Origin of the sequence: Tannerella forsythia (assembly GCF_001006485.1) — a bacterium.
Taxonomy (GTDB): Bacteria; Bacteroidota; Bacteroidia; order Bacteroidales; family Tannerellaceae; genus Tannerella; species Tannerella forsythia.
The window spans coordinates 198,381-214,847 of record NZ_JUET01000076.1 but is presented as its reverse complement, the minus strand read 5'-3'; the positions used below and the strand labels follow the sequence as shown (position 1 = coordinate 214,847).

The 16,467-nt window shown below is 43.3% G+C and carries 16 protein-coding genes and 1 pseudogene; 15 read left to right on the top strand and 2 right to left on the bottom strand.

Translation table 11 applies throughout. The features are described from left to right. Positions 1-96, bottom strand: a pseudogene (locus Tanf_RS14790) (IS1595 family transposase); the annotation flags it as partial. 160 nt (positions 97-256) lie between these two features. On the opposite strand from Tanf_RS14790, the gene Tanf_RS07365 reads away from it, so the two are divergent. Beyond that, on the top strand, positions 257-832 hold the full coding sequence (locus tag Tanf_RS07365; protein WP_046825407.1) for a hypothetical protein: 576 nt from the start codon (positions 257-259) through the stop codon (positions 830-832). 529 nt (positions 833-1,361) lie between these two features. On the opposite strand, the gene Tanf_RS07355 is transcribed toward Tanf_RS07365, so the two are convergent. Next, positions 1,362-2,519 (bottom strand): DUF4934 domain-containing protein, encoded by a 1,158-nt coding sequence (locus tag Tanf_RS07355; protein WP_046825406.1) that lies wholly within the window; start codon positions 2,517-2,519, stop codon positions 1,362-1,364. 352 nt (positions 2,520-2,871) lie between these two features. Here Tanf_RS07355 and ftsY point away from each other — a divergent pair, with 352 nt between their 5' ends. From ftsY to Tanf_RS07285, 14 genes are all read left to right on the top strand, one after another. Beyond that, a complete protein-coding gene (gene ftsY / locus Tanf_RS07350) occupies positions 2,872-3,843 on the top strand; it encodes a signal recognition particle-docking protein FtsY (protein ID WP_046825405.1) in 972 nt (323 codons plus the stop codon). Continuing rightward, positions 3,824-5,119, top strand: a complete 1,296-nt coding sequence (rimO, locus tag Tanf_RS07345) for a 30S ribosomal protein S12 methylthiotransferase RimO (protein WP_046825404.1) — start codon at positions 3,824-3,826, stop codon at positions 5,117-5,119. Before ftsY ends, rimO begins: the two co-directional genes overlap by 20 nt. 80 nt (positions 5,120-5,199) lie before the next feature. Further along, a complete protein-coding gene (locus Tanf_RS07340) occupies positions 5,200-5,490 on the top strand; it encodes an HU family DNA-binding protein (protein ID WP_014226001.1) in 291 nt (96 codons plus the stop codon). Continuing rightward, positions 5,483-6,874, top strand: coding sequence for an HU family DNA-binding protein (locus Tanf_RS07335; protein WP_046825403.1), 1,392 nt, complete (start codon positions 5,483-5,485; stop codon positions 6,872-6,874). The genes Tanf_RS07340 and Tanf_RS07335 overlap by 8 nt, the downstream gene beginning before the upstream one ends. Before the next feature lie 153 nt (positions 6,875-7,027). Next, on the top strand, positions 7,028-8,023 hold the full coding sequence (locus Tanf_RS07330) for an AAA family ATPase (RefSeq protein WP_014225999.1): 996 nt from the start codon (positions 7,028-7,030) through the stop codon (positions 8,021-8,023). 29 nt (positions 8,024-8,052) lie between these two features. Continuing rightward, positions 8,053-8,922 carry a DUF58 domain-containing protein gene (locus Tanf_RS07325; RefSeq protein ID WP_046825402.1) on the top strand — a complete coding sequence of 290 codons (870 nt, stop codon included), beginning with the start codon at positions 8,053-8,055 and terminating at the stop codon, positions 8,920-8,922. Positions 8,923-8,928: 6 nt separating this feature from the next. Then, a complete protein-coding gene (locus tag Tanf_RS07320) occupies positions 8,929-9,969 on the top strand; it encodes a hypothetical protein (protein ID WP_046825401.1) in 1,041 nt (346 codons plus the stop codon). After that, positions 9,966-10,955, top strand: a complete 990-nt coding sequence (locus tag Tanf_RS07315; protein ID WP_046825400.1) for a vWA domain-containing protein — start codon at positions 9,966-9,968, stop codon at positions 10,953-10,955. Before Tanf_RS07320 ends, Tanf_RS07315 begins: the two co-directional genes overlap by 4 nt. Positions 10,956-10,970: 15 nt before the next feature. After that, positions 10,971-11,990 (top strand): vWA domain-containing protein, encoded by a 1,020-nt coding sequence (locus Tanf_RS07310; RefSeq protein WP_046825399.1) that lies wholly within the window; start codon positions 10,971-10,973, stop codon positions 11,988-11,990. A 10-nt stretch (positions 11,991-12,000) separates the two neighbouring features. Beyond that, entirely contained in the window at positions 12,001-12,747 is a 747-nt protein-coding gene (locus Tanf_RS07305) for a tetratricopeptide repeat protein (RefSeq protein ID WP_046825398.1), read from the top strand. Between the two features lie 11 nt (positions 12,748-12,758). Next, the gene (locus Tanf_RS07300) at positions 12,759-14,588 is read left to right on the top strand and encodes a BatD family protein (RefSeq protein WP_046825397.1); all 1,830 of its coding nucleotides are present in this window, start codon (positions 12,759-12,761) and stop codon (positions 14,586-14,588) included. Beyond that, the gene (locus Tanf_RS07295) at positions 14,588-15,352 is read left to right on the top strand and encodes a tetratricopeptide repeat protein (protein ID WP_087879741.1); all 765 of its coding nucleotides are present in this window, start codon (positions 14,588-14,590) and stop codon (positions 15,350-15,352) included. Before Tanf_RS07300 ends, Tanf_RS07295 begins: the two co-directional genes overlap by 1 nt. Before the next feature lie 6 nt (positions 15,353-15,358). Next, complete coding sequence (locus Tanf_RS07290) at positions 15,359-16,066, top strand: phosphatase PAP2 family protein (protein ID WP_046825395.1); 708 nt, start codon at positions 15,359-15,361, stop codon at positions 16,064-16,066. A 136-nt stretch (positions 16,067-16,202) separates the two neighbouring features. Continuing rightward, a complete protein-coding gene (locus Tanf_RS07285; protein WP_014225990.1) occupies positions 16,203-16,466 on the top strand; it encodes a hypothetical protein in 264 nt (87 codons plus the stop codon). Position 16,467 lies beyond the last annotated feature (1 nt).

Here is a 16,467-nt window from a genome sequence, read left to right as displayed (position 1 = left end):
GGAACAAACAACTCCTACTTGGTCGCGATATGCCTTAAACTTTTGCTTGCAGCTTTCTTCGTCTGGAAAGTGAGATAAAAAATCGATCAGTGTCATTGCCTTATTTTTTTTGCAAAGATAATTATTTCTGGGCAAATATACGGATATTCATTAAAACTTTTTATCGTAATATCATGTTTTAATCACTAACTGTGCCAATGAAATTGAAGATTTTTATATTACGACACGAAATAAATAACATAAAAAACAAAGAAAAATGAAACGAATGGTTTTGATTTTGAGTGTATTTATAGGCATAATGGCATGTCAGCAAGAAGATGGTTCTAAAATCAGCGACAAGTATCAGGAGCTGTTTAAGCTCTCTAAGGAAACAGAAGATGAGATTACATCATCTGACGAGTGCAAATCGTTGAAGAAGAGTTTATCCGGATTTGCTCAGTATAAGGAGTATTATGCAGCACATGGCAAAGCATATCAAAAAGGTTACTCTTCGACGGTTGATAAAGAAGCGGATCGAATGGCTTGTGTTGAATACCTGATGGGGCAAACGGCGTTTTTATCGGGATTACACTCCAGTCAGCGGAAAGAGCTTCTATATTTGTCGCTGGATAAGCAGAAAATCAAATTTGAGGACAAGGATAGCGCTCCATTTATAACGAGGCAGACGGGACTGCAACTGATTATTCGATTATTATCCATAGAAAAAGAAGATGCCATATTAAAAGCCCTATCCGACTATTGCGGCACACACGAATTCCGGTACGGGATCTATAACGACGAAGCGTTCAATGATTTTTTAATCAGCCAAATCTCAAAGAATTGCAAGAAATAGGCCCGTTTATTGACTGAATGTTGCCAAGGCATACGATATACATCATAAATTTTATATCCGATGAAAACTTTTGCTTTTAAGTTGTTTGTTACAATGTGGGTTTGCTTGCTTCCGTTTATTTCCGGATGCAAAAAAGACAATGAATCTTCCCTCGATAAGTTAAATGTTTCAGTATGTGGAGCTAAAAAACCGCAGTGGTTAGAAAAGGAAATCGCTTCCATTATACTCCGATCTTCAATATACAGGCCGACTCGTATTCTCGTCTATAGAGGTCCGGAAAAGGAAATCATAGCTATCGAAGATTCGACGAATTCGAGTATGGAACAGCAGCTTCGTTTTTTTGACTGTGCCGGAAACAAGGTGGCATTTAAAAGTGCCGAATATAATTCGTGCGTAAAAAAATGGAAGCGTCGCGAGTTTTCGTTATTATGGACGAATTAGGTTGGGTACCTTTTTGGACGCACCCGAATACCGTTTGGAACGTATCGAAATATTCTTCCGAACCCGTTAGAACCTGTTACCGAACGGACTATTTCTTTGCTTTATACTTCATGACAACGAGCACGGGATTCGCTTCTTCGTCCAATTGTGCGACAATGTCCTTGAGTGGGCCTTTCAGCTCATCTTTTTCATACGCTTCAACAAGCTGATCGGCTGTCAGTATATTGAATGCCGCGATTGTGCCGTTTACCGGGTTTGAATTCATATTCACTTCATGCTTGTCGTAATCGGCATTGAATACGGTCGCGCGGTATAGGGCTTTTTCTTCCGTATCATACATCAAATCGGTTCTTGGAAATCCATTTCCGGTCGTGAAATCAAATTCTTTCTTAATCGTTTGCAGAAAATAATAACGGTTGGTCATCGTGCCCATCGTAAGGAGTATCTGAGGATCTTCGGAGGCGGTTTTTACTAAAAACGGACGGATGGTGTTTCCTTCCGACAAATAAACCGTATCGGTCGATGTTTCGATAAGCAGAAACTTGTCGTGCCAAGGCACTATCGATTGGATGGTATTTATAGCAATGCCTTCTTTTTGTATAATAGGCGCTTTGACAATTTCGAAAGGAATCGGAATCTTCCGTGTCACGCTCCCGTCCTGCTTCGAGATAATGGCGTGAGAGGACCGGCCTTCCGAAGGCATTCCTTCCTTATAGTATATGGACATGTCATAGCTAATCAGATGTTCCCTGTCATAATTGAAGAGAACCGAATACGAAGTGCTGTCCGCGTGGTTGAAACTCCGTTTGAAACGACCTTCCAAGTCATACACGAATATTTTCCTCATGGGCATACAATTGACAAACATTTCGTCATTGGCTTCGTCCAGTACGATTCGGTAGATGGATGTATATTCTTCGGCTCCTTGTCCTTTTCTGTTTATTTTTCTGATGCCTTTCCCCGTTTGTCGGTCAAAGAGAAAAATATCGCCGTCGGGTGTTCGGTTTTTGGCTAAAATGTACCGGTCACCGATGTCCAGCACATAGCCTTGGGTGATGAATTCATCGCTCGTTTCGAGCGGAATATATTCCACCTCCAGAATATCCTGAAGCATCAGTTTTTTCTCCGGATAATCGGCATGCACATCGACTGTGATGATCCCGGTTTCTTTTTCTTGATGGCTGTTTCCACATCCGGCACATAAAGCCATTAGAAAGACGGATCCAATGATTTTTTTTCCTTTCATGATATTTCTTGTTTTGATCGTTGTGTGCGCAAAGATAACAAATTTTTGCGGAGTCGGAAGTCTTTGTGAATGCATAAATTCAGATTTTCTCAAGATATTTTGCCCACCTCCCAAAGATGAAGTATAAGGTGGAAATTGAATGAATTACCGGGCATAAGAAGTATTGAGGGGGGAGCGAATTATAGATATGTAAGGAAATGAATTCAGAGAGGAATTTTGGTCGCTTTGCAAGGAACGTTTTTGTCATTTAACAAACACTTGAGAAGAAGTAATAATCACTTAGGCCTAAATGATAGGTTTTAATTAAAAAATCATGTACCTTTGTAGCCAGAACATATATTATTAGTAAGCAATGGGCTTTTTTGAGTTTTTCAGCAAGGAGAAGAAAGAGACATTAGATAAAGGATTATCCAAAACGAAGGAAAGTGTCTTTTCGAAAATCACCAAGGCTATCGTCGGGAAGAGTAAAGTAGATGACTCGGTGTTGGATGAGTTGGAAGAAGTATTGATTACGTCGGACGTAGGAGTCAGCACCACCCTGAAAATCATCGAACGTATCGAGAAACGTGCTGCAAAAGACAAATATATATCTACAAGCGAATTAACGACGATTTTACGCGAGGAAATCGCTACTTTGCTCACGGAGAATAAAACGGAAGATATGGAAGATTTTTTTGTTCCCGAAGGCAAGAAACCTTATGTCATCATGGTGGTTGGTGTCAATGGAGTCGGAAAGACTACGACGATCGGCAAGTTGGCATATCAGTTTAAAAAGCGGGGAAAGAAGGTCTATCTGGGTGCGGCCGACACGTTTCGGGCGGCCGCTGTGGAACAGTTGGTGATCTGGAGTGAGCGCGTAGGCGTGCCAATCGTCAAGCAGAAGATGGGATCCGATCCGGCTTCGGTTGCTTTCGATACGCTTAACTCGGCACAGGCAAACGATGCCGACGTGGTGATCATCGATACGGCCGGCCGTTTGCATAATAAAATCAACCTGATGAACGAGTTGACGAAGATTAAGAACGTCATGAAGAAAGTCGTGCCCGATGCTCCGGACGAAGTACTGCTGGTGCTCGACGGTTCGACGGGACAGAACGCTTTCGAGCAGGCCAAACAGTTTACGGCTGCGACCGAAGTCAATGCGTTGGCCGTCACGAAACTGGATGGAACGGCCAAGGGAGGTGTCGTGATCAGTATTTCCGATCATTTCCAGATTCCCGTCAAATACATCGGTTTAGGCGAAGGCATGGAAGATTTGCAAATATTTAACCGGAAAGCATTTGTAGATTCACTGTTCGGAGAACATGAGAAAAAACAAGGTTGACATCATCACATTGGGTTGTTCGAAGAATCTGGTTGATTCCGAGCGGTTGATGCGTCAGTTTCAGCTGAACGGATATACCGTTACGCACGACGCGGAAAAGGTGAATGGTGAATTTGTCGTTGTCAACACGTGCGCTTTTATCGGCGATGCACAGGAAGAATCCATTAACCTTATCTTGGCCTTAGGCGAAGAAAAAGACAGAGGCCGCATCGGCAAACTTTTTGTGATGGGTTGTCTTTCGGAACGTTTTCTGAAAGAGCTGAAAACAGAACTTCCTTTTGTCGACCGTTTTTACGGAAAGTTCAACTGGAAAGAGCTATTGAACGACATCGGAAAGGCGTATCATCCGGAATCATCGACCGATCGTGTCGTGACCACACCCGGGCATTATGCTTACCTGAAAATTGCCGAAGGGTGTAACCGTACATGCTCTTACTGTTCTATTCCGATTATTACCGGGAAATACCGGTCACGTCCGATGGACGAAATCATCGACGAAGCACGGTTGTTGACACGCAAAGGAGTCAAAGAAATTCAGCTTATTGCGCAAGACTTAACATATTACGGGCTTGATATCTATCATAAAACTGTTCTTCCCGAATTGGTCGAACGCTTGTCGGATATTTCCGGTATCCAATGGATACGGCTTCACTATGGCTATCCGTCACAATTTCCGCATGACTTACTGCGGGTTATACGCGAGCGTGAAAATGTTTGCAAATACCTTGATATAGCTTTGCAACACATCAGTGATCCGATGTTGAAACGGATGCGTCGCCGAATAACCAAGCAGGAAACTTACGAATTAATCGGTCGTATCCGTGAAGAGGTGCCCGGCATTCATCTGCGAACGACTCTCATGGTCGGTTACCCCGGCGAAACGGATGATGACTATGCCGAATTGATGCAGTTTGCCCAAGACGTTCGCTTCGAGCGAATGGGCGCTTTTGCATACAGTCATGAAGTCGGAACGTATTCGTATAAAAATCATCAGGATGATGTAGGAGAAGAAGTGAAACAACAACGTTTGGATACGTTGATGCGGTTGCAGCAGAAAATATCGACCGAAGTGCAGAAAGAGAAAGTGGGAAAGGTCTTTAAAGTCATGCTCGACCGGGAAGAAGACTTTTACATCGGCCGTACGGAGTATGACTCGCCCGAAGTGGACCCCGAAGTACTTGTCAGTAAAGAACAAAAACTGCAACCGGGAAAATTTTATGCTGCGCGGATAGAATCGTCGGAAGCGTTTGAGTTGTATGGGAAGATTGTTGGATAAGATTAGAAATGTTAATTTTTTTATTAAATAATACAGAAACGGTCAATATATAGATGTCTAAAAAATAATAACGGTTGCGTATGAAAAATATAGAATTGATCAGTGAATTATCGAGCCGGCTTCATTGGGAACAGGAAGAGACAGAACGAATGCTGGATGCTTTCTGTGAGGTAATAGGCGATAAACTTGCAAGTAGCGATATCGTCAGTTTGCATGGATTGGGACAGTTCGAAGCAAAGAAAAAAGACGAACGCTTTTTAGCCAATCCAATCAACAACAAACGTTATCTGATCCCTCCTAAACTCGTACCTGTTTTTAAACCGGTTGCAACATTAAAGGCGTATTTAAAAACATTGGACAGCCATGGATGAGAAATTATCGATCTACGATATCGCCGAAATCTTGACGGCGAAGACCGGCAGAGAAAAGGCAGACATTGAGACATTTATTGAAACGTTGATAGCAGTAATCAACGACGTAATTACCCATAACGGGGTCGTAAGAATAAAAGGGATCGGCAGTTTTAAAGTGATTCCGGTAAAAGAACGGGAGAGCGTACATGTCAATACCGGAGAGCGAATTGTCATTCCCGCGCATCACAAGCTGTCTTTCCTTCCCGATAAGATACTCAAAGAAAAGATTAATCGACCGTTTGCTTTTTTCGAAGCCATCGAAGCCAATGAAACGGAGAACAGTGAAACGGCTTCATCCGGTCTTTCTAATGATGACGAAGAAGATGAAAACGATGAACCCATAACCGCAGAAGAACCGGTTCAGAAGCCTGTCAGAGAAGTTACGAAAGCAACAGAAGATATAGCTCCGAAACCCGAAGAAAATCCGGCCCCGCTTTCAGTACTTCCTTCTGAAGATGAGATCAAAGAAGGATATAAGATGACGGATAAAGAAATCGAGAAAGAGCCCGACGATGGACCGTCGGAAGAACGTGCAATCGGGAGTCATCGCGCATCTGCCGCAAATCGGGAAACATTACAAAAAAGTACAATAATACCCATAAAACAAGAAATCATGAGTGAAAATAATGAGCGTAAAGAACAGCATGTGAACGAAACACCGAAATCTCATCCGGTCGCCAAGCCCGTTGTGAAGAAAAAGAAAAAAGAAACGTCGAATACCTCGCTGTATGTTATTCTGGCGTTGTTATTGTTGCTGTTAGGGGTGGGAATATTCTATTATTTCTACTATGATCGTTTATCGTACGAGGAGTTTAACAGCACAACACAGCATACACAGACGACGGATGATTCGTTTCTTTTGCCCGGCGACTCCGCCGCGGTGCAAGAGTCAGAAAAAAGCGAAAACGTCGATACGTCCGGGGTGACTGCTTCCGGAACGAACGAAAGCACCGCAACATCGCCGGTCGCTTCAACTTCGTCTACGCGGAAAGAGCAAACAGCTTCTACAGCATCGACATCATCCAAGAAAACAACTCCTCAACAGACGAAGCCAGCAACAGACACTTCCACCTCGTCGGATCATAACGTTATGGCACGTGTGAAAGTAGCATCGGGTGAGCGGTTAACGTTGCTTGCGCAAAAATATTACGGGAATAAAGTCTTCTGGGTCTATATCTATGATTTCAATAAGGCCAAAATTCCTGACCCCGATCGCGTACCTGCAGGAATGGAAATTCTGATTCCGGCCAAAGAAGTATATGCGATTAATGCCCAAAGCAGTGCCTCCATTGCGCAGGCAAAAGAATTACAGTCGAAGATCATGGCGAACAAGACAAAATAATCTTTTTAAAAATAAACAAATTAGAGCGTGACAGCCCGTTGTGTGATTAGTATTATTTAACGGCAAAACTTTAATATACCAACCTGAATTTTCTATTTTTGTGCGTTCAAAAATGAACATACAGAGATCAGAATTATATAATATATTTAATCTATGGATCAAACAGTAGATATTCGAGAATTGAACGAACGGATTGAAAATAACAGTTCGTTCGTAAACATGATTACTATGGGAATGAATCAGGTCATCGTCGGCCAAAAGCATTTGATCGAATCGTTGCTGATCGGACTCCTTTCCGATGGACACATCTTGCTGGAAGGTGTTCCGGGACTTGCTAAAACACTGGCAATTAAAACACTTTCTTCACTAATCGACGCCAAATACAGTCGTATTCAGTTTACACCGGATTTGTTGCCGGCCGACGTGATCGGGACGATGATATACAGCCAGAAAAGTGAAGAATTTCTCGTCAAGCAAGGACCTGTATTCGCCAACTTCGTATTGGCAGACGAAATCAACCGTGCTCCCGCCAAGGTGCAGAGTGCGTTGCTCGAAGCCATGCAGGAGCGTCAGGTGACTATCGGCGAATCGACCTATACACTTCCGGAACCGTTTCTCGTAATGGCTACGCAAAATCCGATCGAACAGGAAGGTACGTATCCGCTTCCCGAAGCACAAGTCGATCGTTTCATGCTGAAAGTGGTGATCAACTATCCGAAGAAAGAGGAAGAAAAAATGGTGATCCGTCAGAATATCTCGGGTAAAAAGCCGGATATTAAACCGGTGCTCGATACCCGACAGATTATTGAGGCGCGTAACATCGTGCGTGAGGTGTATCTGGACGAAAAGATTGAACGTTATATTGTCGATATTGTTTTCGCAACCCGCTTCCCTGCCGAATATAATCTGGCTAATCTTAAATCAATGATTGCTTTTGCGGCTTCACCCCGTGCTTCGATCAATCTGGCGCTGGCCGCGCGCGCGTATGCCTTTATCAAACGTCGCGGCTATGTGATTCCCGAAGATGTACGCGCCGTATGTCATGATGTGATGCGTCACCGCATCGGTCTCAGCTATGAGGCGGAGGCTAACAACCTCACATCGGAAGAGATTATCAGTGAAATTCTGAATAAAGTCGAAGTGCCCTGATGGTATTTTACCGGGCTTGATGGATATAAATGGAGACAAGCGAACTTTTAAAGAAAGTCAGGCAGATAGAAATTAAGACACGCGGACTGTCGCGTAACATCTTCGCAGGTCAGTATCATTCGGCATTCAAAGGTCGGGGTATGGCTTTCAGTGAAGTACGCGAATATCAGTTCGGTGATGATATTCGTGACATCGACTGGAACGTCACGGCGCGTTATATTCGTCCGTATGTGAAGGTTTTCGAGGAAGAACGCGAATTGACCGTGATGCTATTGATCGATGTGTCCGGCAGCAAGGACTTCGGAACAGTGAGTCGGATGAAGAAAGAGGTTATCACGGAAATTGCTGCTACACTGGCTTTTTCGGCGATTCAAAACAACGATAAAATCGGAGTTATTTTCTTTTCGGATCAGATCGAAAAGTTTATACCGCCTCAAAAAGGGAAGCGGCATATCCTTTATATTATCCGCGAATTGATCGACTTTCAGCCGGATCATAAACAGACGGATCTCGGTCAAGCGCTCAAATACCTCACGAATGCCATCAAGAAGCGGTGTACTGCTTTCTTGATTTCCGATTTCATCGATAAGGGCAACTATCAGGATGCCTTGACAATTGCCAATCGCAAACATGATGTCGTAGCCATTCAGGTGTACGATCATCGTGAGACGGAACTTCCGAATGTCGGACTCATGAAGATCAAGGATGCGGAAACCGGCAAGGAACGGTGGATAGACAGCTCGTCAAAACAGGTGAGAGCACTGTATAAAACATGGTGGGAAGAGCGACAAAGTGATATGAACAAGGTATTTAACAAATGTCGGGTCGATGCCGTATCGATTCGAACGGAAGATGATTATGTCAAAGCTTTAATCGCTCTCTTTGACAAACGAAACTAATCCAGCATGAAACTGAGAAAAAATAAATTCCGGTTATTATTGTTTGCTTTCACCATAGCATCGAGCATCGGGATACAGGCACAACAGACCTTGATTAGTGTCAAACTTGATACGGCCGATATCCTGATAGGAGAGCAAACAACATTGAACCTGACAATTACAACCGATAAAGACAGGCAAGTCATTTGTCCGATTCCGACAGATGTCTTAATGCCCGGAGTGGAAGTTTTATCCACATCGCCGGCAGATTCGACTGTTTTGGATAATCGATTGGTGATTAAGCAAAATATCCTGATTACATCGTTCGATTCGGCATTATATCTGTTACCGCCGTTGATTGTGATTGATCAGGGGGACACGATTTCATCGAATCAGGTTGCGTTAAAAGTATCGACGATACCGGTCGATACGGATAATCCCGAAGAGTTTTACGACATCAAAAACGTATGGAAGCCTCCGTTTGTCTTAGCCGATTATTATCCGTGGATATTCGGTATTCTGTTCGGACTTTTTGCGATTTGTGTTATCGGTTATTTTGTTCAGCGATACAGAAACAGGAAAACGCTGATCCCGTTAAAAAAAGAAGAACCGAAACTCCCGCCGTACGAACAGGCCATTCGGGAATTGAATGAGATTAAAGGACAGAAATTGTGGCAACAAGGACTGAATAAAGAATATCATACTCTCGTGACGGATACCCTGCGTCGTTATATTTCGAGACGTTACCGGGTCAATGCGATGGAAAAAACGTCGGAAGAAATCCTGCATATTATTGAACAGGAGAATGATGCTCATTCTGTTTATGAGACATTGAAACAAATCCTTCATTTGGCTGATTTTGTAAAGTTTGCCAAGTTACATCCGTTGCCGGACGAGAACGACCTAAGTATGATGAATGCATATCTGTTCGTCAATCAGACGAAACCGACCGAAGTACCGAAACCGGAAGAAGAAGAAAAAACATCCGGAGATCGGTCGTCGGACAATGACAGGATAACGTCATCCTTAAAAACGATAGAAGTAACCTCTAACGAAGAAAAGCAATGATATTCGCAAATCCGTCATACATCTATTTATTACTACTGCTGATTCCTTTAATCGGCTGGTATTTTTGGAAGATGCGTAAGAATCAAGCAAGTGTGGAGATGTCTTCTTCACAGGCTTTTGATGCGCCCAAGGCGGTGACAGCCAAAGTATATTTGAGACATGTACCGTTCGTATTACGCATGATAGCCATTGCCCTTGTCATCGTCATCCTGGCGCGTCCGCAGTCGACCAACAGTTGGCAGAATTCGTCGACCGAAGGAATTGATATCATGATGGCCATCGATATTTCGAGCAGTATGCTGGCGCAAGATTTGCGACCGAATCGTCTGGAAGCAGCTAAGAATGTGGCAGCTGCTTTTATCAATGGACGACCGAACGATAACATTGGGCTCGTTGTTTTTTCGGCCGAGAGCTTTACGCAGTGTCCGCTCACTACCGATCATGCTATTTTGTTGAATCTCTTTAAAAATATTCAGAGCGGAATGATCGAGGACGGGACCGCCATTGGCTTGGGCCTGGCTAATGCTGTCAGCCGTATCAAAGATAGTCAGGCCAAATCGAAGGTGATCATTCTGCTAACCGACGGGTCCAATAATCGCGGTGAGATTGCCCCGGTAACGGCTTCCGAGATCGCCAAAACATTTGGCATCCGGGTGTATACCATTGGTGTAGGTACAAAAGGAGAAGCGCCGTACCCGTTCCGCCTGCCGGGAGGAATGATTCAGACACAGATGATCCCGGTGGATATCGATGAACCTACCTTAAAGCAAATTGCAACAACGACCGGCGGACAATATTTCAGAGCTACCGATAATGCCAGTCTGAAGGAGATTTATTCCGAGATCGATCAAATGGAGAAAACCAAAATCAGTGTACGGGAATACAGTAAAAAACAGGAAGAGTATAAAAATATTGCCTTGCTCTTATTGGCTTTGCTGCTCTTGGAACTTCTCCTGAAGCATACATTATTGAAAAAGATACCATAAGGAAGAAAGTTGATTATGTTTCGTTTTGCTCATCCTATTTATCTGTATTTGTTGGCAATACTTCCGGTATTGGCCTTATTCTATCTCTATGTGGTTGTTGCCGGAAAGAAGGCCATCAAGCGCTTCGGCGATCCCATACTCGTTTCACAACTGACCCCGGAAGTCTCGCGCAAACGGGAGAGACTCAAATTCTGGCTGTTATTCACGTCTATAGCCGTGACGGTTTTTATGATTGCCGGCCCACAGTTCGGCTCTAAGCTGGAAACCGTCAAAAGACAAGGTGTGGAAATCATGATATGTCTGGATGTTTCCAATTCGATGATGGCCGAAGATATTCAACCGAACCGGTTGGAAAAAGCCAAACAAATGCTTTCGAGGATGACTGACAGTTTTACCGACGACAAGGTCGGCCTGATTGTCTTCGCCGGCGATGCATTTACGCAGTTACCGATTACCTCAGACTATATCTCGGCCAAGATGTTTATGTCGTCCATTAACCCTTCGATGATTTCTACGCAAGGGACGGCCATCGGCGCCGCAATAAATCTGGCGATGCGTTCGTTCACACCGAACGAAAATTCCGGGAAAACGATCCTATTGATTACGGATGGTGAAAATCATGAAGATGACCCGGTAAAAGCGGCCGCCGCTGCAGCCGAGAAAGGAGTGAACGTGAATATTGTAGGTATCGGGCTTCCCAAAGGTGCACCGATACCTCTTGACAATGGGAATGATTATATGCGAGACGGCAATGGAAATATTGTCATCACGCAATTGAACGAGCAGATGTGTCAGGAAATTGCTGCGGCCGGCAAAGGAATCTATGTTCGTGCAGACAATACCAACTCGGCTCTCCGCGCGTTACAGTCTGAAATTAATAAGATGGATAAAGCTGAGCTGGAAAGTAAAGTGTATTCGGAATATGATGAACAGTTCCAGACATTGGCATGGATTGTTTTGATCTTGTTGATTCTCGAGTATCTGATTCTGGAACGAAAAAATCGGATATTCCGAAAAATAAAATTATTTTCTTAATAAAACAGAAATGAAAGCAATATATCTGATATTCATAAGTGCGATCACCGCTTTCTGCTGTACGAACGGCATGTTTGCACAGAAGGCGGAGCGATCGCATATCCGAAAAGGGAACAAATTGTATAAAGAAGAGAAATATACCGAATCGGAGATTGCTTACCGACAGAGCATTGAAGTGAATCCGCGCTCTGTTGAAGGCTCATACAATCTGGGGAATGCCTTATACAAACAGGAAAAATATCCGGAAGCAGCCGAACAATACCAACAGATCGCCGGTCAGCGAGAGCGTCTGCTGACTGAAAATCCGGCCAATGCCCAACGATTAGCGGAAGTTTTTCACAACCTCGGGAATATTCAGATGAAGAACAAGGATTATGCCAAAAGTATCGAGGCTTATAAACAGTCATTGAGGATGAATCCGAAAGACGAAGAGACACGGTATAACTTAGCTTTGGCTCAAAAGCTATTGAATGATCAGCAGCAACAAAATCAAGACCAGCAGAATCAGAATCAGAATCAGGATCAGCAACAGCAGCAGCAAGAGCAGAAGGAGCAAGAACAAGAGCAGAATCAGGATCAGAATGAGCAGAAAGAAAATAAGACACAAGAACAGAAGCAGGAGAATGAACAAATGAGCAGAGACAATGCACAACAGATTCTCGATGCTTTCCTGCAGGACGAAAAAGATACACAGGAGAAAGTTAAAAAGGCTCAGGCCAAACATCAAGAACGTCGTAAAACAGATAAACAATGGTAAAAATAAGAGCTATGAGAAAATTCATTTTTATCGTTACCGGGCTGTTGTTTTTAGCAGGGACAGGCCTGAAAGCAGACGGAGTGACATTCAAAGCCTCTGCTCCCGACGCCGTGGTGATGGGACAACAATTCCAACTGACGTACACCGTCAATGAGGAAGGTGCCGGCGGACTTCGGACACCGGATTTGGCCGATTTCGAAGTATTGATGGGACCTACTTCGTCTGTCAGCAGAAGCATGCAATATATCAATGGGAAATCAAGCAGCTCCTATTCTCAAACATTTACGTATGTGTTAATGCCTAAAAAAGAAGGTACCTTTAACTTGAGTCCGGCAACGATAAAGATCAAAAATTCGAATTATAGTTCCAACTCATTAGTTATTAAAGTATTGCCTCCGGATAAGGCAGATGAAGCGGCATCTTCAGGCTCGGGGGGCGGTCAAGTGTCTTCCGGTTCTTCCAATATCGGAGGTGATGAGTTATTCGTCCGGATGAATGTCTCGAAGCGTAGCGTCTATGAACAGGAAGGATTTTTAGTGACATTCAAACTCTATTCCCTGTATGATGCGGCATTGAACGACGTAAAATTCCCTGAATTTGAAGGGTTTCTTTCCCAGGATATCGAATTGAACCCGCAATGGACACTCGAAAATTATAATGGGCGTAATTACCGGACAGTCGTTATCAAACAGACTGTCCTTTATCCGCAACGTTCGGGTAAAATTACGATTGAAGGAGGGAAATATGACGCCGTCGTACGTATCCGTTCGAAACAACGCGTGCGCAGTATTTTTGATGACTTCTTCGATACTTACCAAGATGTGAAGAGAGTACTTACGACGCCCCCCGTAACGATTGATGTCAAGCCTCTTCCAAGCGGTAAACCGGCTTCTTTCCGGGGAGCGGTAGGTTCATACACGATGAAAGCAAGCATCAATTCCGATCACATTAAAACGAACGAAGCCGTTACGATCAACATCGTGCTTTCAGGAAATGGCAATATCAAATTAGCTAAAAATCCCGAAATCTCTTTCCCGAATGACTTTGAAGTGTATGATCCGAAAGTAGACAATAATATCAAAACTACTTCTTCGGGTACAAGCGGAACAAAATCGATTGAATACATGGCAATCCCGCGCTATGCAGGCGATTTTGAGATTCCGGCCGTCCAGTTTTCGTATTTTGATCCCAAAGACGGATCGTATAAGACCCTCTCTTCTCAACCGTTCAAACTGCACGTCGAGAAAGGAATCGGAGGAGAGAATAGCTCAAGCCCTGTCATTTCAAATTTCGGTACGCAAGAGCGCGTCAAATATTTGGGGCAAGACATTCGATATATCAAAGTTTCAAAGCCTCACTTTGTCTCAAATAAAGAATTTTTCTTCGGTTCGTTCATGTACATAATGGCGTATGTACTGATTGCCGTTTTATTTATCGTCTTCTTTGCCATCTATCGCAAGCAAGTGAAAGAAAATGCAAACATTGCGCTTGTACGTACGAAAAAAGCGAACAAAATAGCGGTTCGAAGATTGAAAAAAGCGGAGAGATTACTGAAAGAGAGAAAAAAGGAAGAATTTTACGATGAAGTTCTTCGCGCCGTGTGGGGATATTTAAGCGACAAGTTGAATATTCCGCAAGCGAATCTAACCAAAGAGAATGTAGAGGCGGAATTAATGGTGTTTGGAGGAGATAAAGAGGTAAGCGATCGTTTTATCGATATCCTGAATACGTGTGAGTTTGCTCGTTATGCCCCCAGTCAGGCTCCGGAAGCGATGGAGCAGCTCTTTAAACAAACGTTCGACGCCATTGGGAAAATGGAAAACATAACTAAAAAGTCATGATGATGAAAGTAATATATAGAATACTGTGTTGGGGATGGATTCACTTAATGTGCGGCATATCGTTGACGGCGCAGGAGTCTGCGTTTAAAGAAGCCGAAGTAGCATATAAACAGGAGAACTACGCCAGAGCCATTGAATTATATGAAGCATTGCTGAAGAACAGCGGCGACTCGTATGAGATTTACTATAATCTGGGAAATGCCTATTACAAAAAGAATAAGATTGCACCGGCAATCTTGAATTACGAACGTGCTTTATTGCTGAATCCCGGCGATGGAGATATTCGCTTTAATTTAGCAATGTCCAGACTCCGAACAACAGATAAAATAGAACCGGTCGGGGAGTTCTTTTGGGTCAAGTGGTTCCGGACAGTCCGGAATGTATTGAATGTCGACGTATGGGCGAGTGTGGGAATTGTATGTTTCGTCTTGTTTATCGGTTGTTTGACGTTATTCCTCTTTTCCAAATGGATGCGCTTAAAGAAAATCGGATTTTATACCGGAATTTTTTTATTGGTCCTTGTTGTCTTTGCCAATGTCTTTGCATGGAGTCAGAAGAAAGCGTTAATAACACGCGATGTTGCGATTATTTTTGCACCTACGATTACGATTAAGAGTTCTCCGGATGTCAGCGGCACCGATTTGTTTGTTTTGCATGAAGGAACCAAAGTGCAGATTAAAAGTACACTGGGAGAATGGTATGAGATTCGTTTAGAAGACGGAAAAGAAGGATGGATTCCTCAAAAAGAGCTTGAAAGAATATAAATTCTTATGTTAGAAACGATCTTGGAATATGAACGAACTCTTTTCTTGTGGCTCAATGGGGGGCATACGCTTTATTGGGACCATTTCTTTTGGATATATTCCGGAAAGATGGTATGGATACCATTAGCACTTTTTGTTTTATGGGTGATCTGTTATAAAAGGCCATGGAAGGAATCTCTTCTCATCTTACTCTTTATTGCATTGACCCTTACGCTGTGCGATCAATTTGCATCAAGCGTATGTAAACCGTTATTTACGCGTTTACGCCCTACGCGCCATCCGGATTTTATGCATCACGTCCAAACGGTTATCAGCCCATTGACGGGTAGTCCGTACCTTGGCGGACGCTACGGATTTATTTCCAGCCATGCAGCCAATGCCTTCGGATTTGCTACGTTTACGATACTTCTTTTCCGTTACCGCTGGTACACCTATAACATTATCCTATGGGCCATCCTGATGTCGTATACCCGCATTTATTTAGGTGTTCATTTTATTTCCGACATTATTCCGGGAATCCTGTCCGGATGCTTCTTTGGGTGGTTGAGCTTTGAAATTTACAGGGTTATCCGTTCTCGAACCATCAAAGGAGTAGGGGAGTCCTCTCTTCTTTCCTATAAAGTAACTCATGTCCGCGCTATTCTTTACGCTATGTGGGTTACGATTGCTTTTATTCTGGTATATAGCGAATTAGGAGTTCCTGCATGGAAATAAGCGGATAAACATGTTATAAAACATAACCGTCTTGTTTAAAAAAAATCCGAAAAATTTGGGGTACTCAATTTTAGTGGCTACATTAGTGCGCGAATTATCAAATAATATTATTAACCCATAAAAACAGACATGAACCATGACGAAAACAATCACTTTTAACGAACTTCGAGATATCAAAGATCGTTTGCCTGACGGTACGATTCATCGTATTGCTGCAGAATTGGGCCTATCGGTAGAAACGGTCCGGAATTACTTCGGAGGAGAAAATTACAAGGAGGGTAAAAGTTGCGGAGTACATATCGAATCAGGCCCTAACGGAGGCATTGTGGTTTTAAGCGACACGACCATTCTGGATCGGGCGTTAGACATTTTGGGAGCAAATCCTTTATCGGAAGTGTGAT

Excerpts from the sequence above, each read along its gene's own strand:
- Tanf_RS07365 (WP_046825407.1), top strand. The coding sequence starts at position 257 with ATGAAACGAATGGTTTTGATTTTGAGTGTATTTATAGGCATAATGGCA.
- Tanf_RS07355 (WP_046825406.1), bottom strand. The coding sequence starts at position 2,519 with ATGAAAGGAAAAAAAATCATTGGATCCGTCTTTCTAATGGCTTTATGT.
- ftsY (WP_046825405.1), top strand. The coding sequence starts at position 2,872 with ATGGGCTTTTTTGAGTTTTTCAGCAAGGAGAAGAAAGAGACATTAGAT.
- rimO (WP_046825404.1), top strand. The coding sequence starts at position 3,824 with ATGAGAAAAAACAAGGTTGACATCATCACATTGGGTTGTTCGAAGAAT.
- Tanf_RS07340 (WP_014226001.1), top strand. The coding sequence starts at position 5,200 with ATGAAAAATATAGAATTGATCAGTGAATTATCGAGCCGGCTTCATTGG.
- Tanf_RS07335 (WP_046825403.1), top strand. The coding sequence starts at position 5,483 with ATGGATGAGAAATTATCGATCTACGATATCGCCGAAATCTTGACGGCG.
- Tanf_RS07330 (WP_014225999.1), top strand. The coding sequence starts at position 7,028 with ATGGATCAAACAGTAGATATTCGAGAATTGAACGAACGGATTGAAAAT.
- Tanf_RS07325 (WP_046825402.1), top strand. The coding sequence starts at position 8,053 with ATGGAGACAAGCGAACTTTTAAAGAAAGTCAGGCAGATAGAAATTAAG.
- Tanf_RS07320 (WP_046825401.1), top strand. The coding sequence starts at position 8,929 with ATGAAACTGAGAAAAAATAAATTCCGGTTATTATTGTTTGCTTTCACC.
- Tanf_RS07315 (WP_046825400.1), top strand. The coding sequence starts at position 9,966 with ATGATATTCGCAAATCCGTCATACATCTATTTATTACTACTGCTGATT.
- Tanf_RS07310 (WP_046825399.1), top strand. The coding sequence starts at position 10,971 with ATGTTTCGTTTTGCTCATCCTATTTATCTGTATTTGTTGGCAATACTT.
- Tanf_RS07305 (WP_046825398.1), top strand. The coding sequence starts at position 12,001 with ATGAAAGCAATATATCTGATATTCATAAGTGCGATCACCGCTTTCTGC.
- Tanf_RS07300 (WP_046825397.1), top strand. The coding sequence starts at position 12,759 with ATGAGAAAATTCATTTTTATCGTTACCGGGCTGTTGTTTTTAGCAGGG.
- Tanf_RS07295 (WP_087879741.1), top strand. The coding sequence starts at position 14,588 with ATGATGAAAGTAATATATAGAATACTGTGTTGGGGATGGATTCACTTA.
- Tanf_RS07290 (WP_046825395.1), top strand. The coding sequence starts at position 15,359 with ATGTTAGAAACGATCTTGGAATATGAACGAACTCTTTTCTTGTGGCTC.
- Tanf_RS07285 (WP_014225990.1), top strand. The coding sequence starts at position 16,203 with ATGACGAAAACAATCACTTTTAACGAACTTCGAGATATCAAAGATCGT.